General features: G+C 40.8%; 27 protein-coding genes and 1 pseudogene. 18 read left to right on the top strand and 10 right to left on the bottom strand.

Annotated features, from left to right (window positions below; all coding sequences use genetic code 11):
- Positions 1-1,248, bottom strand: a complete 1,248-nt coding sequence (gene dinB, locus ACESZH_RS11350) for a DNA polymerase IV (protein WP_231303702.1) — start codon at positions 1,246-1,248, stop codon at positions 1-3.
- A 192-nt stretch (positions 1,249-1,440) separates the two neighbouring features.
- Here dinB and ACESZH_RS11345 point away from each other — a divergent pair, with 192 nt between their 5' ends.
- Together ACESZH_RS11345 and ACESZH_RS11340 are read left to right on the top strand one after the other, a co-directional pair.
- Positions 1,441-2,181: a S24 family peptidase gene (locus ACESZH_RS11345; protein ID WP_373215618.1), complete on the top strand. Its 741-nt coding sequence runs from the start codon at positions 1,441-1,443 to the stop codon at positions 2,179-2,181.
- Positions 2,182-2,248: 67 nt separating this feature from the next.
- The gene (locus ACESZH_RS11340; RefSeq protein WP_373215617.1) at positions 2,249-2,479 is read left to right on the top strand and encodes a helix-turn-helix transcriptional regulator; all 231 of its coding nucleotides are present in this window, start codon (positions 2,249-2,251) and stop codon (positions 2,477-2,479) included.
- A gap of 29 nt (positions 2,480-2,508) precedes the next feature.
- Here ACESZH_RS11340 and ACESZH_RS11335 read toward each other — a convergent pair whose 3' ends face one another.
- Both ACESZH_RS11335 and ACESZH_RS11330 read right to left on the bottom strand, forming a co-directional pair.
- The gene (locus ACESZH_RS11335) at positions 2,509-5,328 is read right to left on the bottom strand and encodes a DNA methyltransferase (RefSeq protein ID WP_373215616.1); all 2,820 of its coding nucleotides are present in this window, start codon (positions 5,326-5,328) and stop codon (positions 2,509-2,511) included.
- A 14-nt stretch (positions 5,329-5,342) separates the two neighbouring features.
- Positions 5,343-5,720 (bottom strand): MmcQ/YjbR family DNA-binding protein, encoded by a 378-nt coding sequence (locus ACESZH_RS11330; protein ID WP_373215615.1) that lies wholly within the window; start codon positions 5,718-5,720, stop codon positions 5,343-5,345.
- Positions 5,721-5,977: 257 nt separating this feature from the next.
- Between ACESZH_RS11330 and ACESZH_RS11325 the strand changes: the two genes are divergently transcribed.
- From ACESZH_RS11325 to ACESZH_RS11255, 15 genes are all read left to right on the top strand, one after another.
- The gene (locus tag ACESZH_RS11325; RefSeq protein WP_132093031.1) at positions 5,978-6,301 is read left to right on the top strand and encodes a MobC family plasmid mobilization relaxosome protein; all 324 of its coding nucleotides are present in this window, start codon (positions 5,978-5,980) and stop codon (positions 6,299-6,301) included.
- Positions 6,268-7,635 carry a relaxase/mobilization nuclease domain-containing protein gene (locus ACESZH_RS11320; protein WP_373215614.1) on the top strand — a complete coding sequence of 456 codons (1,368 nt, stop codon included), beginning with the start codon at positions 6,268-6,270 and terminating at the stop codon, positions 7,633-7,635. Before ACESZH_RS11325 ends, ACESZH_RS11320 begins: the two co-directional genes overlap by 34 nt.
- A gap of 259 nt (positions 7,636-7,894) precedes the next feature.
- Positions 7,895-8,269 carry a TnpV protein gene (locus tag ACESZH_RS11315; RefSeq protein ID WP_373215613.1) on the top strand — a complete coding sequence of 125 codons (375 nt, stop codon included), beginning with the start codon at positions 7,895-7,897 and terminating at the stop codon, positions 8,267-8,269.
- Between the two features lie 244 nt (positions 8,270-8,513).
- The gene (locus ACESZH_RS11310; protein ID WP_373215612.1) at positions 8,514-9,410 is read left to right on the top strand and encodes a helix-turn-helix transcriptional regulator; all 897 of its coding nucleotides are present in this window, start codon (positions 8,514-8,516) and stop codon (positions 9,408-9,410) included.
- A gap of 68 nt (positions 9,411-9,478) precedes the next feature.
- Positions 9,479-10,003, top strand: a complete 525-nt coding sequence (locus tag ACESZH_RS11305) for a GyrI-like domain-containing protein (protein WP_373215611.1) — start codon at positions 9,479-9,481, stop codon at positions 10,001-10,003.
- A gap of 134 nt (positions 10,004-10,137) precedes the next feature.
- Positions 10,138-10,674, top strand: coding sequence for a ClbS/DfsB family four-helix bundle protein (locus ACESZH_RS11300; RefSeq protein ID WP_373215610.1), 537 nt, complete (start codon positions 10,138-10,140; stop codon positions 10,672-10,674).
- 18 nt (positions 10,675-10,692) lie between these two features.
- Positions 10,693-11,583 carry a radical SAM protein gene (locus ACESZH_RS11295; RefSeq protein WP_373215609.1) on the top strand — a complete coding sequence of 297 codons (891 nt, stop codon included), beginning with the start codon at positions 10,693-10,695 and terminating at the stop codon, positions 11,581-11,583.
- Entirely contained in the window at positions 11,580-11,777 is a 198-nt protein-coding gene (locus ACESZH_RS11290) for a cysteine-rich KTR domain-containing protein (protein ID WP_373215608.1), read from the top strand. The genes ACESZH_RS11295 and ACESZH_RS11290 overlap by 4 nt, the downstream gene beginning before the upstream one ends.
- Before the next feature lie 482 nt (positions 11,778-12,259).
- The gene (locus tag ACESZH_RS11285; protein WP_373215607.1) at positions 12,260-12,685 is read left to right on the top strand and encodes an RNA polymerase sigma factor; all 426 of its coding nucleotides are present in this window, start codon (positions 12,260-12,262) and stop codon (positions 12,683-12,685) included.
- Positions 12,686-13,326: 641 nt separating this feature from the next.
- On the top strand, positions 13,327-13,683 hold the full coding sequence (locus tag ACESZH_RS11280) for a hypothetical protein (RefSeq protein ID WP_373215606.1): 357 nt from the start codon (positions 13,327-13,329) through the stop codon (positions 13,681-13,683).
- 1 nt (position 13,684) lies between these two features.
- A complete protein-coding gene (locus tag ACESZH_RS11275) occupies positions 13,685-15,049 on the top strand; it encodes a relaxase/mobilization nuclease domain-containing protein (RefSeq protein ID WP_373215605.1) in 1,365 nt (454 codons plus the stop codon).
- Entirely contained in the window at positions 15,046-15,309 is a 264-nt protein-coding gene (locus ACESZH_RS11270) for a transposon-encoded TnpW family protein (RefSeq protein ID WP_373215604.1), read from the top strand. Before ACESZH_RS11275 ends, ACESZH_RS11270 begins: the two co-directional genes overlap by 4 nt.
- Positions 15,310-15,413: 104 nt before the next feature.
- On the top strand, positions 15,414-17,090 hold the full coding sequence (locus ACESZH_RS11265; RefSeq protein ID WP_373215603.1) for a recombinase family protein: 1,677 nt from the start codon (positions 15,414-15,416) through the stop codon (positions 17,088-17,090).
- Between the two features lie 499 nt (positions 17,091-17,589).
- Entirely contained in the window at positions 17,590-18,474 is an 885-nt protein-coding gene (locus ACESZH_RS11260; RefSeq protein WP_158371555.1) for a MerR family transcriptional regulator, read from the top strand.
- 1 nt (position 18,475) lies between these two features.
- Entirely contained in the window at positions 18,476-18,898 is a 423-nt protein-coding gene (locus tag ACESZH_RS11255) for a DUF2000 domain-containing protein (RefSeq protein WP_158371557.1), read from the top strand.
- A gap of 48 nt (positions 18,899-18,946) precedes the next feature.
- Here ACESZH_RS11255 and ACESZH_RS11250 read toward each other — a convergent pair whose 3' ends face one another.
- The 5 genes and pseudogenes from ACESZH_RS11250 to ACESZH_RS11230 form a co-directional block, all read right to left on the bottom strand.
- Complete coding sequence (locus ACESZH_RS11250; RefSeq protein ID WP_373215602.1) at positions 18,947-19,366, bottom strand: hypothetical protein; 420 nt, start codon at positions 19,364-19,366, stop codon at positions 18,947-18,949.
- A 126-nt stretch (positions 19,367-19,492) separates the two neighbouring features.
- Positions 19,493-19,972, bottom strand: coding sequence for a flavodoxin (locus tag ACESZH_RS11245; RefSeq protein WP_373215601.1), 480 nt, complete (start codon positions 19,970-19,972; stop codon positions 19,493-19,495).
- Positions 19,973-20,082: 110 nt separating this feature from the next.
- Positions 20,083-20,397 (bottom strand): annotated as a pseudogene (locus ACESZH_RS11240) (flavodoxin).
- Between the two features lie 17 nt (positions 20,398-20,414).
- Positions 20,415-21,257, bottom strand: a complete 843-nt coding sequence (locus ACESZH_RS11235; RefSeq protein ID WP_373215600.1) for an ACT domain-containing protein — start codon at positions 21,255-21,257, stop codon at positions 20,415-20,417.
- Positions 21,258-21,374: 117 nt separating this feature from the next.
- The gene (locus tag ACESZH_RS11230) at positions 21,375-21,746 is read right to left on the bottom strand and encodes a MerR family transcriptional regulator (protein WP_373215599.1); all 372 of its coding nucleotides are present in this window, start codon (positions 21,744-21,746) and stop codon (positions 21,375-21,377) included.
- Positions 21,747-21,832: 86 nt separating this feature from the next.
- On the opposite strand from ACESZH_RS11230, the gene ACESZH_RS11225 reads away from it, so the two are divergent.
- Positions 21,833-22,246 carry a carboxymuconolactone decarboxylase family protein gene (locus ACESZH_RS11225; RefSeq protein WP_373215598.1) on the top strand — a complete coding sequence of 138 codons (414 nt, stop codon included), beginning with the start codon at positions 21,833-21,835 and terminating at the stop codon, positions 22,244-22,246.
- Between the two features lie 112 nt (positions 22,247-22,358).
- Here ACESZH_RS11225 and ACESZH_RS11220 read toward each other — a convergent pair whose 3' ends face one another.
- On the bottom strand, positions 22,359-25,448 hold the full coding sequence (locus ACESZH_RS11220; RefSeq protein ID WP_373215597.1) for a YodL domain-containing protein: 3,090 nt from the start codon (positions 25,446-25,448) through the stop codon (positions 22,359-22,361).
- 13 nt (positions 25,449-25,461) lie between these two features.
- Positions 25,462-26,226 carry a class B sortase gene (gene srtB / locus ACESZH_RS11215; protein WP_373215596.1) on the bottom strand — a complete coding sequence of 255 codons (765 nt, stop codon included), beginning with the start codon at positions 26,224-26,226 and terminating at the stop codon, positions 25,462-25,464.
- Positions 26,227-26,348 lie beyond the last annotated feature (122 nt).

The following is a 26,348-nucleotide window of genomic DNA, read 5'->3' as shown; positions in this document are numbered from 1 at the left end:
TTATCCATGAAAATAACTGTGAGGATGGACCGTATGTGTACCGGCGTCCAAGTGGGATAAGACTTTATCCTGGTACATTGCTGCCCGCTGTATGCTGAAATATCCAAACCGTCGTCTGATCTCATCCACAGCCCGATCCAGCCTTTCTAATTTTTCCCGTTTCTCCTGATTATCAAATAGATCAAGCTGAACCGGAATATCTTCCATTACCAGATCAGACCCCCTCACGCCAAGGCTCCGTATCGGATGCTCCCATCTGTAATGTTTCTTAAATAATTCAAATGCTGCTTTTACAATTTCATCCGTAATATTCGTTGGCTGGCTGATATGCATCTGCCTTGTGATGCTGTTCAGCCCGTTGTCCCGGATTGATATTTCCACCACATTACATTTGAAACCATGTTTCCGTAATCTGGCAGATACGCTTTCCGATAATGCCATCAGAATAATCCACACATCCAAATCTGTTTCCAGGTCTCTCGGTGTCGTTGTACTGTTTCCAATCGACTTGACCGGAGCTTCATATCCTTCCGTACAAACCGGATCCGAGTCATATCCATTTGCAAATGCCCATAACACCAGACCAATTTTTCCAAAATGACTGTCCAGCAGCTTTTCATCTGTCTGTGCCAGCTGACCAATGGTATGGATCCCCAGTTTTTGCAATTTCTTGTTTGTCTGCCTGCCAACATACAGTAAATCTGACACTGGAAGCCCCCAGACGATTTCTTTGTAATTGCCACGATGAAACTGTGTGATGGCATCCGGCTTTTTATAATCAGAGCCAAGTTTTGCGAATATCTTGTTCCAGGAAATACCAATACTCACGGTAATACCAAGTTCGTACTTAATCCGGTCACTGATTTCCTGGGCGATCTTCATTCCATCACCTTTGATGATGCTGCTTTCTGTCACATCCAGCCATCCTTCATCTATTCCATACGGCTCAATTTTGTCCGTATACTCTGAATAGATTTCTCTCGCCATACTGGAGAATCTCAAATACAGATCCATCCTCGGCGGCACAAAAATGATTTCCGGACAAGCCTGTTTTGCCTGCCAAAGTGCCATTCCTGTTTTTACCCCGCATTTCTTCGCAATATAATTTGCCGTCAACACAATACCATGTCTTGCTTCCGGATCGCCGCCTACAGCAAGTGGCTTTCCCTCTAGTTCCGGATGATGCAGCATTTCTACGCTGGCATAAAAACAATTCATATCACTATGTAAAATTGTCCTGTCACCCATCCTGTTCTCACCTCCGTCCGGCTTTCTTATCATTCCTTGCATGGTTAGTATAAGCCGACATTGTGGAGATAGTCAACTGACATTTTGGTTGTATTATCTACACTTTGGAGATTTCTCTTGATTTTATTGTATTTGTGCTGTATAATGCATCTATAAGAATCTAACGGAATTTCATAGAAATGAGGCGAATATATGCGTTCTATTGGCAGGATTATTGCAGAAAACAGAAAAAAGAAAGGGCTTTCGCAGCCAGAACTTGCAGAATTACTTTCGCAGCAGGGCATTGACGTTACAGCGAAGGCAATCTCCAAATGGGAGACGGATGCACGAGAACCAGGACTGCATGTTTTTCTGACTCTCTGTAAATTATTGGATATTGAAGATATTTATGATGCTTATTTCGGAAAAAATCCATACAGTGTAATGGACGGTCTGAATCAGGAAGGAAAAGATAAGATAAAAGACTACGCAAAAATACTAAAAGCATCCGGCTTGTTTGAACCAGTAGTTGCAAACATTATTCCTTTCCGCAAAAAAGAAATATTTATGGACATCTTCGGAGATGCTGTTTCTGCAGGTACCGGTAATTTCCTGACAGATGCGCCAAAAGAATCTTATGAAGTTGGCGATCTTGCCCCGGACAATGCAGACTTCGGAGTCCGGATATCCGGAGACAGTATGGAACCGGAATACCACAACGGAGAAATTGCATGGATCCAGCAAAAAGACAGTATTTGCAATGGAGAAATTGGTATCTTCTATCTCAATGGAGATGCTTATATTAAAAAGCTCCATGATGAACCGGACGGATTATTCCTGATCTCCCTGAATAAAAAATATAAACCTATCGCAATTCAGGAATCGGACTCTTTTAAAATATTTGGCAAAGTTGTCGGCAAGTGTGATGCTTCCGACATCCCCGGTTTTCAATAATCGTAATACAGTCCGTGCCATTCAAACCGGCTGTTGAAACAATAATAAAGTTAAAGGAAGTGATTGGATGGCAATCAGCAACATTCTGAAAGATATTCGTATAGAGCGAAATCTTATTCAAGAAGACCTGGCAGAAGCAACCGGCTCCTGCAGCCGCACCATCGGCAGAATTGAACGTGGGGAACGAAACCCCTCATTGGAAATGGCAATCCGACTTGCCCATTATCTGAATATGAGCGTGGAAGAAATATTTAAATTAGACGACGGATCTTCCGTCCAGCAAAAAACCGAGGAGTAATCCCCGGTTTTTATTTTTTATCTGGCTAATTATTTTCTATCATTTTTCTCAACCAACTTCTGATACAATTTCATCAATTCTGCCACACAATCTGCTTCTGTCATTTTTATACTGAATCCATATGCAGCCATAACCGCCCTATCATTTGCGGTATGAGCTCTGCGAAGTTCTGGAGGCATTGTCAATGGATCATATAAATCTGCCAGATTGCTTTCTGGAAATAATGCTCTTACATTCAAAATTTCTTGGGCTGTCTGTTCAATCTTTTGTATCTGTTGCTCTGTTGGTGCAGGCCAAGGAAAATTATTATATACATGATTAACTGTGTAACTATAATCACTTTTCAATCTTCCACAAATCGCCCTCATCCACGCCATATGCACATTTGATTCAAGTACACCAAAATGATATAACGTACCGTCCAACATAATTCTAACTTTATCACTACACAAAACACTTTCATCCATGTATCCCATTGGTATATATCTTCTTCTTTCTGAAGAAACTTGTGGAATAACTATATAATTCCCTTTAGGAAAATTTGAAACATGAAATTTAGTTGGTGTGTCAGCAATTTTTCGCGTTCCTGCACTCGAACTTTGAAATCTATACTCCCTTACAGCATTAACACGTTTCATGCATTCTGGCATACTTCTTAATTCATTTGGAGCACAATCTCCCAAATACAGACAATACCTCGGCTGTTGGTTAATAAACTCTCTAGCCCCGTACCATGGGCGGAAATACTGTTTTGACTTTGGTTCCTTTCTAATAAATTCTTCCATTTCATCTTTATCAAACAAGTAATATCCACCATCTATAGGTTTGTTTCCAATTCCTATTTCTGGTACTTTGCATATCGGATGTTTTCTGCTCGCCACGAAAATATCATCTGCGTCAATTAAATATGCATTGATATTTTCTACAATTCTTGCCTCCCCGTTTGTATCAAAAATAATTTTATCTTTATTACATTTTGCATGGCTAAAACCGACGATCACACAATGAACATGGGCCTTTAAGCTAGCTTCGCTATCCCAGCGAAAAGTTCTATACGCATAGTTTATACATATTCCCATATCAAACAATGGTTTCCAAAAAATAGCTGGCTGTTCTCCTTGTGTAATTGTATTTGTCGATACAAAAGATACCAATATCTTTGTATTTAAAATATAATCACTTGCTTTTTTATACCACGCAGTTACAAAATCCAGATTACCAAAATCTTTGATACCATGAAAAACAATTTCCATATCTTTCTTTTGCGCCTTGTTCATCCATCTTGCTCCAACAAACGGCGGATTTCCCATAATATAAGACAACTTCTCTGATGCAATTACCTCATTCCAGTCAATTATTAATGCATCGCCTTCTGTAATATTTACATACGTTTTCAGTGGGAGAAAATCATCATAAAAGCCATACACAATGCTTTTTGTTTCCTCTAACATCTGAGATTCTGCTATCCATAATGCAGTCTTTGCAACTGTAACCGCAAAATCATTGATCTCTATCCCATAAAATTGTTGGATTGAAACCTTAATGGGATTATTCACTTCTCCCAATGTCATCTGTCCGTTGACTTTCTCCTTTATTACTTCATTCTCCAACCTACGAAGAGAAAGATAAGTTTCTGTAAGGAAATTTCCTGAACCACAAGCAGGATCAAGAAATGTGAGAGACGCTAATTTATTCTGAAACTCTTCCAGTTTTTTATCTTTCGTACGTTTCACTTGTATCTGCTGAATCTCCTGGAATTCATTTTGCAAGTCATCCAGGAAAAGCGGATCAATTACTTTATGAATATTTTCAATAGACGTATAGTGCATTCCTCCAGAACGTCGGGTTTCCGGATTCAATGTAGATTCAAACACTGCCCCAAAAATGGTAGGTGAAATGTCTCTCCAGTTAAAATCTTCCGAAGCTTTTGTAAGGAGAAGCTGCTTAATCTCTTCTGTGAAAGGTGGTATCTCAATCGTCTCATCTGCAAACAGTCCTCCGTTTACATACGGGAACTGAGCAAGATCTTCCTCAAGATACTCATCTCGTTCCGCTACCGGAGTATCCAGAGTCTTAAATAATTCTATCAATGCTCGTCGGCAATCTTTTACTTCATATGCTTCCAGATAATCATGGAACATATTTCTCTTTCCAAAAATACCCGCATCCTCGGCATAAAGGCAGAAAACAATCCGTACACAAAGAGCATTCAAACTTTTCAACTTATGCTCTCTTTTTTCACTCTGCTCTGCTGTTTCATCCTTCTCTCTGATATCCGGAATCCGGTACTGCTTCAAAAACGCATCATAAATCAGACCTACAATGTCTCCGGCTTTAATAGAAACCTCCATTTCATGAGAGATTGTCTTGACCTCTTTTTTTACAAGAAAATCCAAAAGCGGATATTTGCTCTGCAATTCATCCAGCGCAATCTTGGTCGGTTCTGGTTGTTTCTGGTTCATATCATAAATCCAGATTTCCGCAAAATTGGATGTAACAATCCATCTGGCTCTTTCATCAAAAGTCAGCTTACTGTTATATCTGTCTGCCTGTTCAAATGGAGTAAGGTCGATTTCTCCCGAATTACGGATTTTCTGATCCAACGCCTTACCAAGGCTTTTTTGTTCGATGATTACTCTGGTTTCCGGAATATACACATCAATACGTTTTGTATTTCCATCAATCACTACCTTTTTTTCAAAATTCAAACGTTCTGTAATGTTGTCCATTCCCAAAACATTTGTCAAAAGGTCAATCCAATAGGAGCGACCATCCTCGTCTTCTTTTCCTTTTCCTATCCATCTATTTACAAACTGACGGGCAGCTTCTCTTTGTTGTGTATCTGTCATTACAGCAACCTCCGTTATTTTTTTTCCAATTTCCCAATACTACCATCTATCAAATCGTAACTCATATCCAGAAAATCCAATATTTTCGATTCTCCTACTGTTCCATCCAGCAAAATCGTAATCCAATGCTGCTTATTCATGTGATAGCCCGGCAGAAAACCATAGGTCTGGATAATCATTCCTGTCATTTCCGGATCACATTTAACATCTATAATTTCCACGGTATCATCTCCATCCAATCCAAGTTTGGATCTCTCAACATTCATGATCACCGCATACCATTTTCCATTATGATGGCGAAGCACTGCACTATCCGGAGAACTGCTCCACAAGTATTCAGGTATTGTTCCATACTGTTTCTTCACATATTCAAAGATTTCTTCTCTATCCACTCTTTTTTTCACCTCTGGATGTTCTCGTATCTTGACAATAATCATACCACATTTTCATGAGCTGCACTACCTGTTCAGTTTCTCAAATTCTTTTGCAATTCTCTATTTCACCTGAATTTATCTATTAGAGGGTAGAACAGCAAGGACAGGAAGTGTATATACACTTCCGCAAAAATGGCAATTTAGGGAACCCTGCCCTAAATTGAAACCCCCGAAGCACCCCAAAACCGAATTACGTACAGAAGGAGAAACTAGACATGTCAAACAGAAAAAGAAACATCCAAATCTTATTTTGTGTTACTCCAGAGGAAAAGAAGCTGATCCGCCAAAAGATGATTCTCTCAAAGACCAGAAATATGGGAGCCTATCTTAGGAAAATGGCTATCGACGGCTATATCATCAACACCGACACAGCCCCGATCAAGCAGGTGTACGAAGAGATGCACAAAATCGGTGTAAACATCAATCAGATTGCAAAAAAGGTAAACACCACTGGTGATTTGTACCCGGAAGAAATGGAAGAATTGAAAAGGATGGTAAGCGAGATATGGCGTATATTAAAATCTTCCCCATTAAAGTAACTGACAAAAAAGCACTGGACTATATTATGAATCCGGACAAAACCGAAGAGAAATTACTGATTTCCAGTTTCGCCTGTTCCCCAGAATCTGCTGATCTGGAATTTGCTTTCACCAGAGAAGAAGGTAAAAAGAATGTGATGGACAAAGGCAGCAATCTGGCATTTCATTTAATTCAATCTTTCAAGCCTGGAGAGGTTGACGCTGAAACTGCACATAAGCTCGGCAAAGAATTTGCTGACGAAGTACTAAAAGGGAAATATGAATATGTCATCAGCACCCACGTTGACCAGGACCATATTCATAACCATATCATTTTTAATGCTACCAGCTTTGTTGACCATCATAAATATGTCTCCAACAAACGCAGCTATCATAAAATCTGCCGGATCAGCAACCGTATTTGTCAGGAAAACGGTCTTGTCACCAGTATGCCAACCGGCGAAAAAGGGAAATCTTATAAAGAAAATATGGAATATCATCGTGGAAACAGCTGGAAAGCAAAATTAAAAGTCGCTGTAGATAAAGCAATCTGGTCATCCATCAACTATGATGAGTTTCTTCAAAAAATGAAGCTTGCCGGATATGAGATCCGTCAGGGAAAGAACCTGGCTTTCCGGGCACCGGAGCAAAAAAACTTTACAAATATGAAATCTCTGGGTAGCTATTACACAGAAGAAAGTGTATTACTCCGCCTTGAGAAAAACCGGCATAAAACAAAATCTCCACGTAACGTCCCCAGAGAAGTACAGCTTTTTATCAATATCTCATCTTATGTAAGTACAGGCAATCGTGCCGGATTTGAACGGTGGGCACAACTCAATAATCTCAAAGAAGCAGCCCGAACCTTCAACTATTTATCCGAAAACAATTTGCTGAATTACGAGGACTTCCAACAGCATATTGCAGATATTAATAATTCTATTATTGCTACGGAACAACGAATTTCTGAAATCAGCTCCGAAATATCCCATCAGGAACTTATTCAGAAACACTGTTCGTCCTACCGTACCTGCAGGAAAATAGTAGAAGATGCAAAAACAGCACCGGATCCTCAGAAATATAAATCCATACACCAGGCAGAATACAAACTGCATGATACCTTAAAACAACAATTACAGGAGCTGGGCATTACAAAATTACCTTCCCCGGAGAGGCTACAGAAAAAAATTGATAATCTAAGAAATGAACATTCCTCTGCTGTCAAGGAAAAGCAAGATTTAGAAAAAAGGCGCTCAACGATAAATACCATAACTGCCAATTTCAACACCTTGTTATCCAATGACGCACATTTCAAAGATATCACTGAACGCCGACAAAAGGAACATGATTTATAATAATCTCCATATGTAATGAGCTAAGGTCAATTACACTATGCATCACTGACCCTAGCTCATTTTTTACTCTTCATCAATTTCAAGCAAAAATCCCTCCAAACTCAAAACGGGTTTAGAGGGCAGTTGGAATTTTATATGGGCGTGACAAAGCCGCCCACCAAAAGGTGGCATTCCATAAGGATGTTAAATTCAAAGACTTTGTAATCAGCCAGAATGATTGAATTGTAGGTAAATTCAAATCATACGGAGGAATTGCAAAATGGCAAAATCAATCTTTGAGAGATTAGGCGGCGAATATGAACAGCAAAGAGATTATCTAATACCGTGCGTAACTGTACTCGCCGAGGAAGAACAGGCGATGGGCATATGGGGACAGCGGCATTTGGACTATCTGAAGCAGTACCGCAAGGTTACATACATCAATCTTCTCACAAGCGGCAGGCTTAACGCCTACCTTGCTGACATCGACAGGCAAACACAGGAACGCTTTGAAAGGCTCATAGAGGGCATGAAACAGGCACAGGGCATAACGGAACGCCTAAAGGAAGAAAACGCCTTAGAATGGACAGGACGGCTAGGCAACATAAAGGCTTGTGCAAGGGAGATTGTGGATAGGGAAATCATATACGCATAGGTGTAACGCATAAAGCGTTAAAATTGGAGGGCAGGGATTTAACACCCTGCTCTCTATTTTTTGAAAAGTATCAGAAATATAGGAATACAGTAAAGAAAAGCGTTACTTATTATCCCTGCTTTAAGCAGAATAAAATTCATTTATGTTTAGTCAGTTGATAACGAGTAAAGAAATGATTATAATAAATGATGACATACAGTGTCAGGATTTTGGTGGTATTCTATTATCAAAGGAGGAGTTGGCAATGCAGGAAAGCAGATTATTTAAGATTGTGTATCATTTACTTGATAAAGGACAGGCTACTGCTCCAGAATTAGCAGAAAAATTTGAAGTATCTGTAAGGACAATTTACAGAGATATTGATGCTTTGAGTGGTGCAGGTATTCCTGTTTATGCAGAAGCCGGGCGAAACGGCGGCATTCATTTAATGAGTGATTTTGTTTTAGATAAAACAGTGCTGTCTGAAGAAGAAAAGCAGGAAATTCTAACAGCCCTGCAAAGTGTCAATCTTACTAACAATATTGGCATCAATCAAACATTGCAAAAGCTTTCTGCAATCTTTCGTATTAGTTCGGAAAACTGGCTTGAAGTAGATTTTTCCAGATGGGGCAACAAGGGAACTGACAATGAGAAATTTGAATTGCTAAAATCAGCGATAATTTATCAAAAGTGTGTAAAAATAACTTATGCAAATTCCTACGGAACAATTAGCGAAAGAATTGTTAGACCGCTAAAAATGTCATATAAGTCTATGTCATGGTACTTAAAAGCATTTTGTACGGAAAAACAGGATTATCGTATTTTTAAGCTGACCCGTATCATAGATTTTGAAGTTCTCACGGAAATTTTTTGCAAAAGCCCCTTTCCAGAATTAGATAATACATTGGAGCAATCCTACAACACAATTGTACTGCGTTTCCCGAAAAATATGTCATACCGTGTTTACGATGAGTTTGACAAAACGATGGTAAACAAAAAAGAAAATGGGGATTTAATCGTATCCGCCCAAATGCCAGAAGATGAATGGCTCATAGGGTATTTATTGTCATTTGGAACGCAGGTAGATATTATAGAGCCTGCATATCTGAAAGACATCGTGGCAGAACAGGCACAGAAAATCTATGAAAAATATAAAACTTGACATAGGGTGTCAGTATAAGCGTGATATAATTTGCCTGTAAATTCTATTTGAGAAAGTGAGGGCTGAAAATGAAACATGAATGGAAAAAGCATGAGAAAGAAATATATGGTGTAAAAGCAAAACCTTGTGTGCTTGATATTCCCACTCAAAAATATATCATTCTTTCTGGCAGAGGAAATCCTAATGATGAAATCTTTTCAGATAAGGTTGCCGCCCTGTTTTCGGTAGCTTATAAAATTAAGATGGCATATAAAGCGTTTGCTCCAAAAAGCAACGAAATAACAGATTATACCGTATATCCTTTAGAGGGAATATGGAGTATGGCTTCTGAAAAAGAATATTTGGTAAAAGAAGAATTGCAGTACCGCATCATGATACGACAACCAGATTTTATTTCCAGAAAAATGTTTGATAATGCGTTAGAGACAGTAAAGGTGAGAAAAAATATTCCGTATCTAACCGATATTTCTTTTGAAACAATCTGCGATGGCAGGTGCATTCAAATATTGCATAAAGGAGCGTTTGATGATGAGCCTGCGTCATTTGAGATTATGGACGGATATTGTATGGAACACGGATATAAGCGTATGTGAAAAGAACACCGTGAAATATATTTGAATAATGCTAACCGTACAGATAAAACCAATTTAAAAACTATCTTGAGATATAAAGTTACAGATACGGAGAAATAGCAACATAGTATTGTAAAAACGAAAGGAAAATAAATATGGGCAGACCAACAACAAAAACAGATTTACTAACAGCCGCAGCAGCTAATTATGAAAAGTTAAACATTCTTGTTTCTGGATTAACGGAAAAAGAATTATCAACGTCTTTTGATTTTTCGGAGGATGAAAAAAAGAAAGAAGCTCACTGGAAAAGAGATAAAAATCTTCGTGATATTTTCATCCATCTCTATGAATGGCATCAGCTTTTGTTAAACTGGGTACATTCCAATCAGAACGGGAATAATAAAACGTTTCTTCCAGAGCCGTATAATTGGAAAACCTATGGAAATATGAATGTGGAATTTTGGAAAAAACATCAGTCTACATCATTAGAGGACGCAAAGAGTATGTTTCAGAAATCTCACAACGAAGTAATTGAACTGGCGAAAACTTTTTCAAACGAGGAATTGTTTTCTAAAGGCGTTTATAAATGGGTAGGCGGAAGTACTTTGGGTTCTTATTTTGTCAGCGTCACAGCAAGTCATTACGATTGGGCAATGAAAAAACTGAAAGCACATAGGAAAAATTGTGCTTAAATGGAGGGAGGATATACGATGCACTTCGTGAAAGCAAAAGGGATATTATCTGCTAAAAATGGAATGAATTTATATCGAGGCTGCTCGCACGGGTGCATTTATTGTGACTCCAGAAGCAAATGCTATCACATGGAACACGCTTTTGAGGATATTGAAGTCAAGGAAAATGCGATTGCCTTGTTGGAATATGCTCTTATTCATAAGCGTAAAAAGTGCATGATAGGTACAGGCTCCATGACAGACCCCTATATTCCGCTTGAAATGGAAATAGGGAATGTCAGAAAGGCTCTACACTTAATATGTGAGTACGGTTTTGGATTTACGGTCATTACAAAATCAAACCGCATTTTGAGAGATATAGATCTTTTACAGAAAATAAATGAAAAAACCAAGTGCGTTGTACAAATGACTTTAACTACTTACAACGAAGATTTGTGCCAAAAAATTGAGCCGAATGTAAGTACGACAAGGGAACGTTTTGAAGTATTGAAAAAGTTAAGGAATGTGGGAATACCGACAGTTGTATGGCTGACACCAATTTTGCCTTTTATTAACGATACTGAAGATAATATTTCAGGTATTTTGGATATGTGTATCGAGGCAAAGGTTTATGGCGTTATTTGCTTTGGAATGGGGCTAACTCTCCGAGATGGAAATCGAGAGTATTTCTATGAACAGTTAGACCGATTGTTTCCAGAATTGAAAGAAAAATATATCCGTACATACGGAAATCAGTATATGATAGAAAGCGGTAATAGCAAAAATTTAATGCGGCTTTTTCATCGAAAATGCGAAAAAAATGGAATTGTGCATGACAACGAGCAAATATTTAACTATTTGCATTTCTTTGAAGAAAAGAACGACAGTAGGCAATTAAGTATTTGGGATTGGGAAGTGGATAAAATATGAGTGCTATTTATGGAACAGAATGGATACGATGTCCTGTTTGTGGTAACAAGACCTGTAGCAGAATTAGGGAAGATACGATTTTAATCAACTATCCACTATATTGTCCGAAATGCAAGCAGGAAACATTGGTTGAAGTAAGCAGATTTGAAGTAACACTCATCAAAGAGCCAGACGCACAGACGCAGAGCCGATGAACAAGTGAGTTGATATAATCCTCACAGTTTGTCAGCTCTATTCTTTTATACAGAACAGAGAGGGCAAGCCCGCCGAATAAAAAAACGAAGTTCGGCAGGCTGCGTTCCCATGCCCTCATTTCCCTCTGGGCTTCGTTTTGAAGTTTGGAGGGATTTTTTTATGTCCTTTTTTCGGGCAGTTATCTATCTGCTCATAGAACGCAGAATTTATCCATACATAGCATATCGGAGATTGGCAGGAAGCCAGTTAAAAAAGCCCCTGCCTATGCAACGCTGCTTCTCACCATGAAGCCAGAAGTAGAATCTCCGCTTAACAGAATATATATTTCTTATAACCGTAGAGGTCACAGTACCTTTGCGGTTTTTCTTTTGTCGTTTTTTATCAGATTATGCCGCAGGGCTGTTTCCGCTGTTGGCTGCCGTTCGCCACCTTTTCAATCTGGATTAATACGTTTCAAAAATTCAGATTGGAGGAAAAAAGAATGGCATACAACAACGGACGGGAGAACAGGAAATGGCTTATCTGGAAAGAAGCCGAGGAAAAAATATTGCGGGAGCATGGAGTTGATGAAACCACCATTGAGCAAATTCGCACAGACGACAGGGCGGACTTTAATTCTAACAGACGGTTTTACCATTGGACAAGCGACTTCGGCGAATACCTTGAGGGGATGGCAGACAGGGAACAGAATACCGAGCTAAAGACTGTTTCTGATTTACTGGATGAGATTGAGGACGAAACTCTATATCGGGCATTGCTTACGGTGGACAGGCGTACCCTGCAAATCATCCTGCTGAAATTGCAGGGTTATTCCACAAAGGAAATCGCCCCGCTCGTGGGATTGACAACGGGTGCTATCTATGCAAGGCTAGACCATCTGCGGAAAAAGCTGCGGAAGATTTTATAATCATCTAAGATAGACGGTTTTTCGGCGGGCTATTGGATGGGGGATAAAGTTCTCCCATCCAATTTAAAATTTAATGAATAAAACCCCTGTCCACAGGGAATACTAAAAAATTTGCCCAAAATCTTGACATGGGTACAGCCGCTATGGTATTCTGAAATACTCGTAAGGGAATTAATTGAAAGATTGAAAATTAAATATCACATAGATGGAAGAATAAACTGTCAGTTAATGGACAAGGCTGACCGCCGCCGAATGTATGCTGTCCCTTTTCGGTTGGTGTATGGCAGCATGGTTTTGAATCCCAAAGCCGTTACATAGCATTGCGAATCCGAGCAGGAGAAAATACTCCTGTCATTCGTGGTGCAGTGTAGCGGCTTTTTCATTTATCCAAAAGTCAAGAGAAAACGAATCCAGAACGGAGGTGGAAAGGACATAGGATTTTTTTTTCGGCGAGTAAGACAGGTATGGAAGAAAGTCGGCTGCACAGAAAAATGCTCCTGCGGCATTGTCCACAGAGATAGCGAGCATCGGATTGTGTCAGCCACAATCCCGCCCACACAAAATAAGTGGGCGTAACTTACCCAGGGGACAGCCCCTGAATACCCCGAAGAAAGAAATTTAAGACTGGAGGATTAAGAAAGATGAGCAGAGAAAAATCAGAAAAAAACAAGCGGAATGTTCTGATTACTGTCCGATTGAATAAGGAAGAACATGAAAAATTAAAGCAGTGCGCTGCTGCTTGCGGTCTGTCTGCCGCCGAATTTATGCGCCAGTTATGCAAGGGAAATGCCCCGCAACCCAAGCCTAAAACCGAGTTTTGGGAACTGTTAAACAAGCTCTATGAAGTGCATGATGCTTTCAAAAAGTGTGTTCCATACTATCCAACCGCCGCCGAAATCTGTAAGGATATTGAAGATTTTATCTTAGAATTGCAGCAGAAAACAATTCTCCCACAACGGCTCAGCATAGAAGAATTAGCGGAACAGGGGGCTGTCTGATATGGCGGTAACAAGCCTATGGCATGTCAAAGGGAGCATAAAAGACGTGATTGACTATATAGAAAACCCAGAAAAGACCGTGCAGAATCAAGAAATGCAGGACTTTTTCGACGTGTTCTCCTATGTGAAAAATCCGTCAAAAACAAATGAGGGCGGGTATGTTTCCGCTGTCAACTGTCTGAAAGAAACCGCCTTACAACAGATGATTTTGACAAAGAAACAGTACCAAAAGACAGGCGGGTATATCGCATGGCACGGCTACCAGAGTTTCAAGCCAGACGAGGTAACGCCCGAACAATGCCACGAAATCGGACTGAAATTGGCAAAGGAAATGTGGGGCGGCAAGTACCAGATAATCGTTGCCACACATCTTGACAAAGGGCATTTACACAACCATTTCTGTTTCAACTCTGTTTCTTTCATAGACGGACAGAAATATAATTACTCAAAATCAGAACAGAAAAGGTTGAGGGAAGTGTCTGACCGCTTATGCCGAGAGTGCGGTTTGTCGGTAATTGAAAACCCGAAGAAAGCCCCGTCAAGACCGCTGTATCTGGACGAAAAAAGCGGAAAGCCGACACGCTACAACGTCTATCGTGAGGATTTAAGGGAGGCAATCAACGGGAGCAGGGATTTACAGCACATGATAAAATACCTTGCCGACAAGGGATATGAAATTGATTTTTCGGGCAGCCATTGGAAGATGAAACTGGCGCAGTATAAGCATTTCACAAGGCTAGACACCCTTGACGAGCGGCTGACACCCGATTTCATACGGTCATGTTTAGGAGGGGCTTCCCGATATGGGAACTACAAAGCAAGGATTTCCTACTCCTCGCATATGCCGGAGCAGTATAAAAACGCATGGAAACCGCATCAGAAAACCACGGGAATTTTAGCGTTATATTACTATTGGTGCTATCAGTTGGGGATATTCCCCAAAGGCACGGACTACAAGCCGACAAGCCCGCTGATGAAAGAGGAGCTTCGGAAACTGGACGAGATTACCGCACAGGTACGGTATATGTCGAAGCATAACATTTCCACCCTCTCCGACTTGCACGCCGACAGGGAGAAAAACCAGACCGAAATGAATAAACTGATTGACTACCGACAGCATTTGCGGAACAAGGTACGCCGTGCCACACCAGCCGAAAAAGAATCACTCCGAGCCGAAAAGCAGGGCGTGACGGAGCAGATAACGGAGCTTAGGAAGCGGCTGAAATATGCAGACGGGATTGAGAAACGCTCTGCCCATATCGACAACTGCTTAGACCAAATCCACGACACGATTGAAAACCAGCGGTTAAATACAAACGCCAGAGCAGGCAGGGCAGACCGCAGGAGGGAGGAATCATTTCGATGAATGAGCCTTTTAGCGGCACGGAAAAAGAAGAATTTTCAGAAGAAACTGCCATCCGCCAGATGATTGATGGGATTACGGACTGCCTTGCATCCATGACAAAAGAAGAACGGTTGGCATGGTTTCGCAGGTCACAATATCCCTATCCACTCAATTTCCAGAAAGAGATAGACAGCACAGTTTATACAGTCAATGCCCATTTTAACGCCGCCGCTTCTGAGAGCATTCAGGAAAAAGCCGAGCGCATTCTCCTAAAACTATAAACGGCATTTGAATTAAGGCTTTAAAGCGTTGAAGTATTCTGCCAGATATGGTATGATAATGACACCTACAATTCATATCATGTCTGGCTGTGGAAAGGAGAAATATGAGCAATCAGCCAGAAAAAATAACAGCTTTATACTGCCGTTTAAGCCGTGACGATGAGCAGGACGGGCTTTCGGGCAGCATCAAAAACCAGCAGTCCATACTGGAAAAATATGCAAAAGAGAACGGTTTCCGCAATCCCCGCTTCTTTGTAGACGACGGATTTTCGGGAGTTACGTTCACAAGACCCTCTTTTATGGAGATGATGGACTTAGCCGAGCAGGGGAAAATCGGGACGATTATCGTCAAAGACCACTCAAGGCTTGGGCGCAACCGCCTTGTTGTCGGGCAGTTACTGGAAGAAGATTTTGAGCGTCTGGACGTGCGGTATATTGCCATCATGGACAATATCGACACAGCAAAAGGCATCAGCGACCTCGTCCCGATGCAGGACTTATTCAATGAATGGCACGCCAAGAACACAAGCCAGAAAGTGCGGAATGTGTTCCGAAACAGGGGAATGTCAGGCAAGCCTTTAACATTCAACCTGCCTTTCGGATACAGAAAAAATCCAGACAATCCCACAGAATGGCTTATTGACGAGCCTGCGGCTGAGATTGTGCGGCGGATTTTTGATATGTGCGTAGAGGGGCTTGGGCCAGCGCAGATAGCAAAAAAACTGAGGGCAGACAAAGTGATGACCCCTACGGAATATTGGAACAGCATTGGGAAAGCATACCGCAGACCGCCCGCCATACCGTACCACTGGTCAGCCGACAGCGTGGGGAACATCCTCTCACGGCAGGAATATATCGGGGACACCGTCAATTTCCGAACAGCCAGAAAATCCTTCAAGCATAAGAAACGTCTGGAACGCCCGCAGGAGGAATGGCAGATATTTAAGGACACCCACCCTGCCATCATTGACGAAGAAACCTTCCTGCTTGTGCAGGAGCTTCGGGAACACCGCCGCAGACCGACAAGGAGCGGGATTGTCAGTATGTTTTCTGGTCTGCTTTACTGTGCAGACTGCGGGGAAAAACTGTATTACAGCGCAAAAAACAACTACAAACTGGAACACGCCTACTTCTTCTGTTCCAGTTACCGCAGGAACTCAGATGTGTGTTCTGCCCACTATATCCGTGAAAAAGTCGTGGCGGAGGTTGTATTGGAAAGTATGCAGCGGGTATTCTGGTATGTGCAGAGTTTTGAAAAAGACTTTGTCAGAAAACAGATGGCAGCTTTCGGAGATGAGAAGAAAAAGGAACTTGCCCAAAAGTTGAAGGAGCTTTCAAAAGCAAAAAAACGTGCAGTTGAGATTGACCGCTTTATCCAGAAAATCTATGAGGATAATGTCAATGGGAAGATTTCTGATGAACGGTTCGCCACCATGTCAATGGCGTTTGAGGAAGAACAGCGGCAGATAAAATCCGCCATCCCCAACATGGAGCAGTACCTTGAAACAGAAACAGACAAAAGCGACAGCCTTCAGCGGTTTATTGACAGGGTAAAATGCATCACGCAGCTTACGGAATTAACGCCAGAAACCGTACACGAATTTATCGAAAAGATTGTTGTGTCCAAGCCAGAATATATTGACGGCAAACGCCACCAGAATTTAGAAATTTACTACAGCGGAGTTGGCATTGTCAGAGAGCCGTCGCCAGAAGAAATGGAAGAACTGTTCCAAGAGCATATGCAGGACAGGACAACCAATCAGAAAGTCAAAACAGCGTAGCCCCAAGGCTACACTGTCTACATAATCACATCATTATATTTTAGTCTTTGAAGAGAAAACATCCTTACGGAATACCACCCAAGCACCGTTTTTTTTATTTGGTGGGCTTATGCCTTTCTATTAATAGTTCTTTATTGATGACAACTTAGCTTATCGCAGTAATTTTGTAACTGTTCAATAGCTTCGGATTTGCTAAATCCCAAGGCAAACATCTTGCTCAAATATGAGCAACAAAGTTCTTTAATGGTATTTTGCTTTACCTGCTGTATGAAATCATAATCTTGCGTAACTCTTTTGCGAAAAGGTACAACCGCATTTTCCGTTTTATTACACAAATAAAGCAGTAAAAATATATACAGAAAAATAGCAAGAACAAAAATAGCAAAAAACTATTGACTCCAACGTAACGTGATACTGTATTCTATTCTCATGGAAGCAGAATAGATACATGCCGGCAATCTCTATCTTGCTTCTCCACAAATCAAAGGAGCTGGTAAGTATGAGAACCATAAGCCAAGTCGCAGAATTAACAGGTATTAGTATACGCACGCTGCAATACTATGATGAAATCGGACTGTTAAAACCAAGTGAACTAACACAGTCCGGCTATCGCTTATATGATGATGAAGCATTGCAAAAGCTGCAGCAAATCCTGTTTTTCAGGGAATTAGACTTTAAACTAAAGGATATTCGGGAAATTATTGAAAAACCCGACTTCGACAGGATTGCCGCTTTCAAAAAGCAAAAAGAGTTGCTTCTCCTAAAGCGCAATCGGACAGACAGGCTCATACAGCTTCTTAGCCGCTTAGAGAAAGGAGAGCAATGTATGAGTTTTAAAGAATTTGATTTATCCGATTATATCCATACTTTGGAGGATTTTAAGTCCAATCAGACAGAGGAAGTTATCAAGCACTGGGGAAGTGTTGAAAATTTTGATATGTTCATTCAGAAAATCAAAGATGATGAATCCGAGGTAGCGAAACTTGCTATTAAACAATTTGGAAGTATAGAAAAATATACGGAAGCCATGAAGCATAACTTAGAACATTTCTCTGATATCATGGAAAACTGGTATGCACAAATACCAGAAGAAATGAGAGCAGAGGACAGATTCCTTGAATTAGCCCGCCATAAAGGGGAAAATGTTGCTACGGACAACGTACAGAATCTAGTGAAAGATATTATTGCTCATGCTTATGGAAATTCCTCAACAGCTCAATTAATTGGTACAGAGGACAGCTATTGCAAAATGATTATCGAACTCTATTCCAATGATTATCTAAAAACAGTAACCGACACCAAATACGGGACAGGCAGTTGTGATTATATTGTAAAATCTTTTCGCTATTATTTGCATAAAAGTGAAAACAAAGAGGAAATCTGAAATGGATTTACAGAATGAAAAATGCGTCATGATCATTGACGAGAATCTGCCGCTTGGTATTATCGCAAATACAGCGGCTATCATGGGAATCACCCTGGGAAAAGAGATGCCGGAGGTGGTCGGTGCAAATGTCACAGACCAGAGTGGAAACGAGCATCTCGGCATCATTGAGTTCCCCGTGCCAATTTTGAAAGGTTCACCGGAAATCATCAAAGCAATCCGTGAGAAGCTCTATCAACCCGACTTTCAGGATTTGACCGTAGTTGATTTTTCCGATCTGGCACAGGGCTGTAAAACCTATGATGAATTTATTTCTAAGATGGGGAACGTACCAGAAAGCACCCTGCAATACTCTGGTCTTGATATCTGCGGTCCTAAGAAAAAGGTCAATGAGCTCACAGGCAGTATACCTTTACTGCGATAAAAAAAGCTGCTGATACATGAAACTTTTCTCATGTATCAGCAGCTTTTTTTAATACACTTCATCAAAATATCCAATAAACACCGACATCCGAAGCAATCCATCTTTCATCGAGAACGTCACATTCTCCGCCCGCTCTGCAATCCCCTTCAGCAGTGTCAATGCCTCCCTGTCACAGAACTCAAAATGTTCCAAGTACAGATCAATGGTTGCCTGCCATTTCTGGTAATCCACCTCGCCACGGATTCTTCCACCAAACTGCCGGACGTAAGCATCACACTCGCCAAGCAGGTATTCATAATCCGCTTTTTCTTTGGGAACCACACGCTTTGGGATTTTATTCATTTCTTCCTGATACTTCTGAAAGAATCCAACCTCCATTAATGTATCCAGAAAATCCTTCCCTTCTGACCTATCGCTTCGCTCCCGGAATTCCTCTCTATAATCTTTTTCATATACTTCATTTTCCATGCTTCGCACCCTTTCCTGTAGAATAATTTACCACTATGGGTAGGATGTTACCATAGATTTCTTATTATTCGTTGTCCTGAAAGATAACTTTATGGGTCTATATTGATAAGTTTATCGGTCTTTTCTTTAAATCCCAAACCCTTCTGCCCATGCTTTCAGTTCTTCCGCACTTGCATTCGCAGGGAATCTCTTTCCTTCCTTTAATTCTGCTCCCGGACAGGAAACCGCCAGCTCCTTGTTTGTGTTCCCCATACCACTGCTGCCCGAAGTTGCCAAAGGAATAATCGTCTTTCCGGACAAATCATACTGCTCCAGAAACGTGTTCACAATAGTCGGGGCAACGTACCACCAGATAGGGAAGGCTGTGAAAATCACGGAATACTGCTCCATGTTCTCTACTTTGTTTGCAACAGCCGGTCGGAATGACTTATCATTCATTTCCACACTGCTGCGGCTCTTTTTATTCATCCAGTCCAGATCAGCATCAGTGTATGGAACCTCTGGCTGAATCTCATATAAATCTGCCCCGATAGCCTTTGCAAGCCGTTCTGCCAGTTTCGCTGTTACGCCGCTGGCACTGAAATACGTTACTAATACCTTGCTCATAATCAATACCTCGCCTTTCCTGAAAATCATATTTTATCGCTGTGTTTTACCATAGAATACCATAAATCCGAGGCAAATGCACCCTATCGTTTTTTGAGTATGGGTAATCGTTAAAAATGCACCCTCTGACAGCCAAGGGTGCATTGTATCAATTTATGGTACGCAAGCCAAATTGGGAATCCTACAAAAATCATATCATACTCCGACATATTATCTCTTTTATAAGCAATCTCCGGTCAGCAGCTTTCATTCCTTATTTCCACGCTGCTTCTGGAACTTTTGTCCATCCAATCCAAGTCTTCTTTTGTGTAACCTGTTGCAGGTATAATAGCAAAAAAATCCGCTCCGACGGAATCTGCCAAATTTTCTGCCACTCTTGCAGTTATACCTGTTGCTGAAAAATATGCTGCCAGTTTTTTACTCATTTGTACTACTTTCCTTTTCACTCTGCTTCAATAATCCGATATGCTTCTGAAGTTAATGCCTTTATAGCACGTTTGTAATCTTTATCTTTTACCAAAATATAATCCGTATTAAATGTAGAAATTGCAAATAGTCCAACCTCATGTCTGGCCAATGCTCCTGATATTTCTGCTAAAATACCAATCAGAGAAAAATCCAATACTCCCTGTATGCGAAACGCTCTCCAGCCGTCACTCTGCTGTATCGTATTATCCGGTACATCCCCTGTATGACATACCAGAGATTTTTCCTCATCGGTTTTCCCTATAAAACAATATTCCGCATCCAGATTAACCTGAGAATAATCCTCCACCTGGCAGACACTAAATAAACCCGGAAGGACCAGCATTTCCGGCATCTCATCATCCCAGTTAGTTTCATCCTCTTCTGTTAAAGAATAATTGCCCTCAGCCAGACGCTCAACCTTTTCTTCAAACGGGAGTTCCGGATCAATTCCCATTTCTTCCCAGGTAGTACCATAAGGTGCTCCTCCAGACGTATACCCGGCAATAAATGCAAAACGATCATCACAATCCTCATATATAGTTTCATACTTTTCACGTTTCTTTTTTTCTTTCTGTAATCGCTTTTGTTTTAATCGTTCTTCTTCTGCACGTTTTATATTATCCAATTGTTCCTGCGTATAATTAACGCCCAGTTCCTGTAAATCCTTTACTGCTGTCATAGAATCCACATGAAACCTTTCCCTGTAATGTTTTACCATGTGCTTCGGTGTGCCCTGATAGGTAAGCAGCCACTGTTTACCTTTTTGAAGGCGGCGGCGTTTTCGTTCTTCTTTATTCAATTTCCTTTTATTTGCCATCTGATATTCTCCAATCAATATTCTGCTTTTCACTCATTTCATACATATCCAGAAAAATTATATCAAACTCCGGACAATATTGCATACACTGCTGTTTTCGTGTCAGAAATATAAAAATCAATCGTTGCCTTCTGGCTGATCATTTATGGCTTGTCTGTAAAACTCAATTTTATCGTCCAGATTCTGTAAATACTCATTCCATTTCTGTTGCTGTTCTAACACATACTTTCTATGTACTTCCAATATTTTCATCCGCTCCGGTATTGTACTTTTTCCACAGTACCGCAGTTCAGAATATTTCTGAATATCTCTGAGATGCATACCTGTCTCTTTTAGTCGTCGGATAAACTTTATCCATTCAATATCATTCTCCTCATATTCACGCCTGCCACCACTGTCTCTTGCTACTTTGATTAATCCTTTTTTCTCATAATACCGTAACGTGCTTTCAGGCAGGTTCGTTTTTTCAGAAATCTCGCCAATTAACATTTTTAAAATCACCTCAAATTGTTCTTGACTTAAACTATGGTTTAAGTCATATGCTCAAATTATAAAACTTACAGGAGGTAAATGCAATGAGCAACACACGTTTTGAACTGGGGGCTGAGAAGCTTAAAGAAATTGATGGTATCGGAGGTGAAAATGTCATACAATCGTTACAAGATATTGCCCCTGATGTAGGAAAATACATTATAGAATTTGCTTTCGGAGATGTCTATACACGGCCTGAACTTAATATGCAGGAACGTGAAATGATAACAATTACAAGTTTACTGACTACAGGAGGTTGTGAACCACAGCTAGAAGTACATATCAATGGCTCCCTTAATGTTGGACTTTCTCCCGAAAAAATCATCGAGACATTTATCCAGTGTATTCCTTACACCGGTTTTCCCAAAGTTTTAAATGCCATTTATACCGCAAAGAAAATATTTGCAGAAAGGGCATATCTATTAGACAAATTGTATTCTCAACAATACTTGAGGTAATGGCACATTACAGGGTAGTGTAAAATCCTGAAGCAAACCATATGTCTTACGGCTAGCTTCAGGATTTTTGTGTTATTCATTTTGCTACTGTTTTCCATTTGGATGTAATTATCTACGCAAGCTCAACCCCTTTCTCTTTGCTATCTTTTCCCTGCTGTTTGGCAATGATCTCCTTATTGATTTTCAATCGTTCATGAATAGACTTTCTCGCCGATTCCACAGTTTTCGACTTTTCATTCCCAAGAGATGTTATTGTCTTCCCTGCTTCCATTTCTGATTGTGATACCGCAGTCGGTTCTACCGATCTCTCTGGTGCTCTTTCTTCCAAGCTGCAGAAACTCTGCAAATATGGCAGAACATGCTCCTGCATATCTGTAAGATCTGCCATATATGCCTGAAAGGATTCTTCTCCCTTTGCCTTCTGGTAATTCATCCAGCTTTCATCATGCAGCTTCATCTCATTCTGGCTCTTCAACTGACTAACAATGCCACCGTTTCCATCTCCGATATTGATTTTCCCTTTTAATTCCTGCATCTGGTTATGATCCGGATAGTAAATCGTAAAATACATCTGAACTGTTTTCTCCGGCATTCCTGTACTTGGATCAACTTTTGAAGCCATATCTGCATCCATTTTGGCTGTTATTTCATCCAGGCTTCCCAGCTTCTGATACCCGGAAATGTCCATTTCCTTATCCTCACAGAAATTGATACGAACAACCGGTACTGCTGTCTCCGGTATCTCAGGCTGATAGGCTTTCAGTTTCTCCAGAAGTTCTTCTGCCCGTGGAGACTCTTCGCATTCCTCATCTATAATATCTTTCAAAAACGGAATGTACTTATGGGCATAGCCGCATCTTAATTCCAATGCGACAGTTTCCACCATATCTTCCTCCGGGCTAAAGTTGTCATGATAATCATAATGGTCAAAGTCTTCCGCTAATCGATCCAGTGCTGCAGCCAGTTCATCCGCAGTCATCTTCTCCGGATAATAATGGACATTCAATTCTTTTGGAGGATAATATCGAAAATCCGGAAATGCCTCTACAATCTTTTCCAGTGCTTCATGTACCATTGGAAGTGCTGCCAGAAATGCCACATCATCCAGACTGTCTCCCCGGATAGATTTCCGGCTGACCAAAGATACCTCAGCTTCATCATAAAAAGTATCATTCGGGTCACGGTAAATAATGCCCATGCCGTTTCCATAATAGCTCAACGTAGGGTCATCAATGATATCCCGGTATTTTGCAAGTATCTCATCCAGATTGGTACTCTTATATATTTTGCCAAGACTATGGTATTCATCACATTCTGCAGCATAGTATTCCAGATACGGCTCTTTCTTCGGAGGCATATTGTTCAGGATGTTATCGATCATATTGTAGTTTGCCTCCTCCAACTCTTCTACTTTTGCCAATGGCTTGTACTCCCCTAGGGCTTTTATCTGCTCCGTTTTTTCATCCAGATACCGTTCGGATTTTTCAAGAAAATCTTCTAACGTTCCAGTCTTATCCGGTCTGATTGGGTTCATATCTACTCTCATATTTCCGACCTTATACCCTGCTTCATTCAATACGGAAAACAAATCGTCCTCACGGGCAGTCCCCTCATAAGCAATTACCACATCCACATCGGATTCCTCATTATATAACCCATCCCTTGTACGGCTTCCGTACACACGCACAGCCTGTATCCTGGCATCCAGATCATTTTCCATAATCTCTGCCTGTGCAATCGCCCATACAGTTTCTTCGATTTCTGATCGGCTCATTCCATTTAATCCAGCTTCCGAATCCCTATGATCCGAAATAACCGGAACCCGCTTTCTCTGGCTTCTTGCTTCCTGAAGGATCTCTGCCTCTACTTCTTTCGCTTTTTCATGCAGTTCATCATAATCTACCGGTATCCGTTCTAACTGATCCAGTCCTTCATCCTCTAAAATATCCTGGACAGCCTCTCTCATAGAAATATCCGGATTATCCAAAATGCCTCCGTCCACGAGTTTATATTCCTTATCATAAAAAGAATAATCATACCCTTCCGTTGCTACCTGAATAGCAAAGAATTGATCCCCGATTCGGTAAGCCAATTCTTCCTGGTTCAGTTCCGGCTCTAATTGCAGGAAATCCGGCAATTCACGGAAACTGATACTGTCTACAAAATAGGATTTTACATTCCCATTTTCATTGAGGACTACAATATCACTGACCGATAAAGAATGCCCGGTATAATCTTCCGGATGAGCAATATTGAACTTCTCATACAGGGAATCCAATGTATCGCCATAAAGCATTTTATCTGAATAGATTAACTCATAATCCTCTTTTTTCACCTGATATCCATGTCTTTCAATGAAATTCAGATCCATGAATTCATATTCTCTGCCGGGACTGCCGTCTATGATCTGGTATATTCCATATCTGTTTTCTGTCCCCAGAAGAAGGTTTGCCTCTTTCAGTGACGTTATCTGTGGATACTCCTGCATCCGTTTCTCCAATGATCTGATCCGTTCCACATCCTCTATCTCCATCTGGTAATACTCCGGTCCTCTCTCAATCTCCATCCGTTCCCGCACCGCAATCGGTCTTGGGTAAGTGGTAACCAGAAATACTGCCTCCCCCGCATCGAACATCCTTAATGCTTCATCTCTTTCAATATCTGTCATTGGGGGCTGATACAATCCAGCTTCCTCAAAATCTATTTCGTCCTCCTGCTCCTGCATACGCTGCCACGCATCTTTTTCAATTCCATAGAGACCTTCATGTTCCAATATCATCTCCCTGCTGGCATAGTCCCCATGAGTGCCATCGGACTGCAGGCAGTACACCTTTTCCCCGATACGATGCAGTTCAAGTGCCATATCCTGACGAATCGGAAACATATCATTTGCGGTATAGCCATATCCTTTTAGCTCTGCCATACCCACGGAACGGTCTGGGAATCCGTCAATTTCCTCTCTGGCATTCCACAAGATTTCATCCACCTTCTTTTCATTCGAGGAACGTAAAGCGGTTGCAAGATCTCTGACCATTTTTCTGATATCATAATCATCTCCAGTCATAGCCGCATATTCCAGGACCTGTTCTTTCTGTTCCTCTGTAAATAAAATGTTTTCCCGCTGTTCTGCCCGTTCCATCTGTCTCTGGGCATAATCCCGGACTTCTTTTTCTGCCATTGTCATATTCCTGTTCATTGCCATATTCATTCTCCTCCTACTGTCCAATTCTTCTTGCAAGGACAATCAGCCTGCCGTTGGTGCTGGAATATTCACAGGTAGATAAAGAAAGCAGCTCATCTTCTTCCCTGACGGTAACTCCCGTCGGATAAAGCTGATAAGCTGCCATTTTCTGTAAATAATCCATCTGCTGTTTTCGTGTTTCTTTGTGTAAATAATCATAATAACCGCCGCTTTGTGCCACATTCGTCACATACACAGCAGCCACTTCATACTGGTATTTCTGGTTTTCCAGATATAGCGTGATTTCCTTATACTCACGGTAAAACTCTTCTTTTTTATACCCATTTAATTGCTTGAACATACTGCCATCTTTCATTTGATGACCATAAATAATCAAATGTTCCTGCCTGGCATCAACATCATTCCGGCAATCCAACATCAGTGTTCCACAGATAGCATAGTTCTTTTGAAAATCGTGGTGGAGATAAAACTCATTATCTTTTCCCTGCACGACCGGATAACTGATATCGGTAGCATCAATCTTCAGCCACCCGATACAGTCTGCATTTTCATCCAGCAAAGCCTGATAATCAAAGTCATCTATCTCTGTCAACGGATTATCTGCATTTGCTTCTGTCCCATCATCCTCTGTATCCTTTTCCGGAAACGCTATCTCCTCCACCTGCCGGTAATTCTGTCTGTTGTCATAAGAATCCTGCCAGTAATCCAAGAGGAATTTCCCGCATATCACCGAAACAACCAGAAACACAATCAACATTACTTTCTCTTTTCTCTTCACATAGCACATCCTTCCGGGCATAAAAAAACCGGCAGGTATTTCACTGCCGGCGAATATCGGTTATAAAACATAATTGAATTTATTTACTTTTAGTTCCATCGTCATTAAATGTTGATTCAGCT

It is taken from the genome of Ruminococcus sp. 5_1_39BFAA, from assembly GCF_964240875.1.
GTDB lineage: Bacteria > Bacillota > Clostridia > Lachnospirales > Lachnospiraceae > Blautia_A.
Note: the sequence above shows the minus strand (reverse complement) of the source record. Positions and strands in the feature narration are given on the sequence as shown.

What these genes read in the sequence shown, in the direction of transcription:
- ACESZH_RS11235 (WP_373215600.1), bottom strand. Translation starts at nt 21,257, where the DNA reads ATGGCAAATAAAAGGAAATTGAATAAAGAAGAACGAAAACGCCGCCGC.
- ACESZH_RS11255 (WP_158371557.1), top strand. Translation starts at nt 18,476, where the DNA reads ATGGATTTACAGAATGAAAAATGCGTCATGATCATTGACGAGAATCTG.
- ACESZH_RS11335 (WP_373215616.1), bottom strand. Translation starts at nt 5,328, where the DNA reads ATGACAGATACACAACAAAGAGAAGCTGCCCGTCAGTTTGTAAATAGA.
- ACESZH_RS11220 (WP_373215597.1), bottom strand. Translation starts at nt 25,448, where the DNA reads ATGGCAATGAACAGGAATATGACAATGGCAGAAAAAGAAGTCCGGGAT.
- ACESZH_RS11300 (WP_373215610.1), top strand. Translation starts at nt 10,138, where the DNA reads ATGGGCAGACCAACAACAAAAACAGATTTACTAACAGCCGCAGCAGCT.
- ACESZH_RS11280 (WP_373215606.1), top strand. Translation starts at nt 13,327, where the DNA reads ATGAGCAGAGAAAAATCAGAAAAAAACAAGCGGAATGTTCTGATTACT.
- ACESZH_RS11320 (WP_373215614.1), top strand. Translation starts at nt 6,268, where the DNA reads ATGGCGTATATTAAAATCTTCCCCATTAAAGTAACTGACAAAAAAGCA.
- ACESZH_RS11275 (WP_373215605.1), top strand. Translation starts at nt 13,685, where the DNA reads ATGGCGGTAACAAGCCTATGGCATGTCAAAGGGAGCATAAAAGACGTG.
- ACESZH_RS11305 (WP_373215611.1), top strand. Translation starts at nt 9,479, where the DNA reads ATGAAACATGAATGGAAAAAGCATGAGAAAGAAATATATGGTGTAAAA.
- ACESZH_RS11295 (WP_373215609.1), top strand. Translation starts at nt 10,693, where the DNA reads ATGCACTTCGTGAAAGCAAAAGGGATATTATCTGCTAAAAATGGAATG.
- ACESZH_RS11245 (WP_373215601.1), bottom strand. Translation starts at nt 19,972, where the DNA reads ATGAGCAAGGTATTAGTAACGTATTTCAGTGCCAGCGGCGTAACAGCG.
- ACESZH_RS11345 (WP_373215618.1), top strand. Translation starts at nt 1,441, where the DNA reads ATGCGTTCTATTGGCAGGATTATTGCAGAAAACAGAAAAAAGAAAGGG.
- ACESZH_RS11315 (WP_373215613.1), top strand. Translation starts at nt 7,895, where the DNA reads ATGGCAAAATCAATCTTTGAGAGATTAGGCGGCGAATATGAACAGCAA.
- dinB (WP_231303702.1), bottom strand. Translation starts at nt 1,248, where the DNA reads ATGGGTGACAGGACAATTTTACATAGTGATATGAATTGTTTTTATGCC.
- ACESZH_RS11340 (WP_373215617.1), top strand. Translation starts at nt 2,249, where the DNA reads ATGGCAATCAGCAACATTCTGAAAGATATTCGTATAGAGCGAAATCTT.
- ACESZH_RS11325 (WP_132093031.1), top strand. Translation starts at nt 5,978, where the DNA reads ATGTCAAACAGAAAAAGAAACATCCAAATCTTATTTTGTGTTACTCCA.
- ACESZH_RS11310 (WP_373215612.1), top strand. Translation starts at nt 8,514, where the DNA reads ATGCAGGAAAGCAGATTATTTAAGATTGTGTATCATTTACTTGATAAA.
- ACESZH_RS11265 (WP_373215603.1), top strand. Translation starts at nt 15,414, where the DNA reads ATGAGCAATCAGCCAGAAAAAATAACAGCTTTATACTGCCGTTTAAGC.
- ACESZH_RS11270 (WP_373215604.1), top strand. Translation starts at nt 15,046, where the DNA reads ATGAATGAGCCTTTTAGCGGCACGGAAAAAGAAGAATTTTCAGAAGAA.
- ACESZH_RS11285 (WP_373215607.1), top strand. Translation starts at nt 12,260, where the DNA reads ATGGCATACAACAACGGACGGGAGAACAGGAAATGGCTTATCTGGAAA.
- ACESZH_RS11225 (WP_373215598.1), top strand. Translation starts at nt 21,833, where the DNA reads ATGAGCAACACACGTTTTGAACTGGGGGCTGAGAAGCTTAAAGAAATT.
- ACESZH_RS11290 (WP_373215608.1), top strand. Translation starts at nt 11,580, where the DNA reads ATGAGTGCTATTTATGGAACAGAATGGATACGATGTCCTGTTTGTGGT.
- ACESZH_RS11260 (WP_158371555.1), top strand. Translation starts at nt 17,590, where the DNA reads ATGAGAACCATAAGCCAAGTCGCAGAATTAACAGGTATTAGTATACGC.
- ACESZH_RS11230 (WP_373215599.1), bottom strand. Translation starts at nt 21,746, where the DNA reads ATGTTAATTGGCGAGATTTCTGAAAAAACGAACCTGCCTGAAAGCACG.
- ACESZH_RS11250 (WP_373215602.1), bottom strand. Translation starts at nt 19,366, where the DNA reads ATGGAAAATGAAGTATATGAAAAAGATTATAGAGAGGAATTCCGGGAG.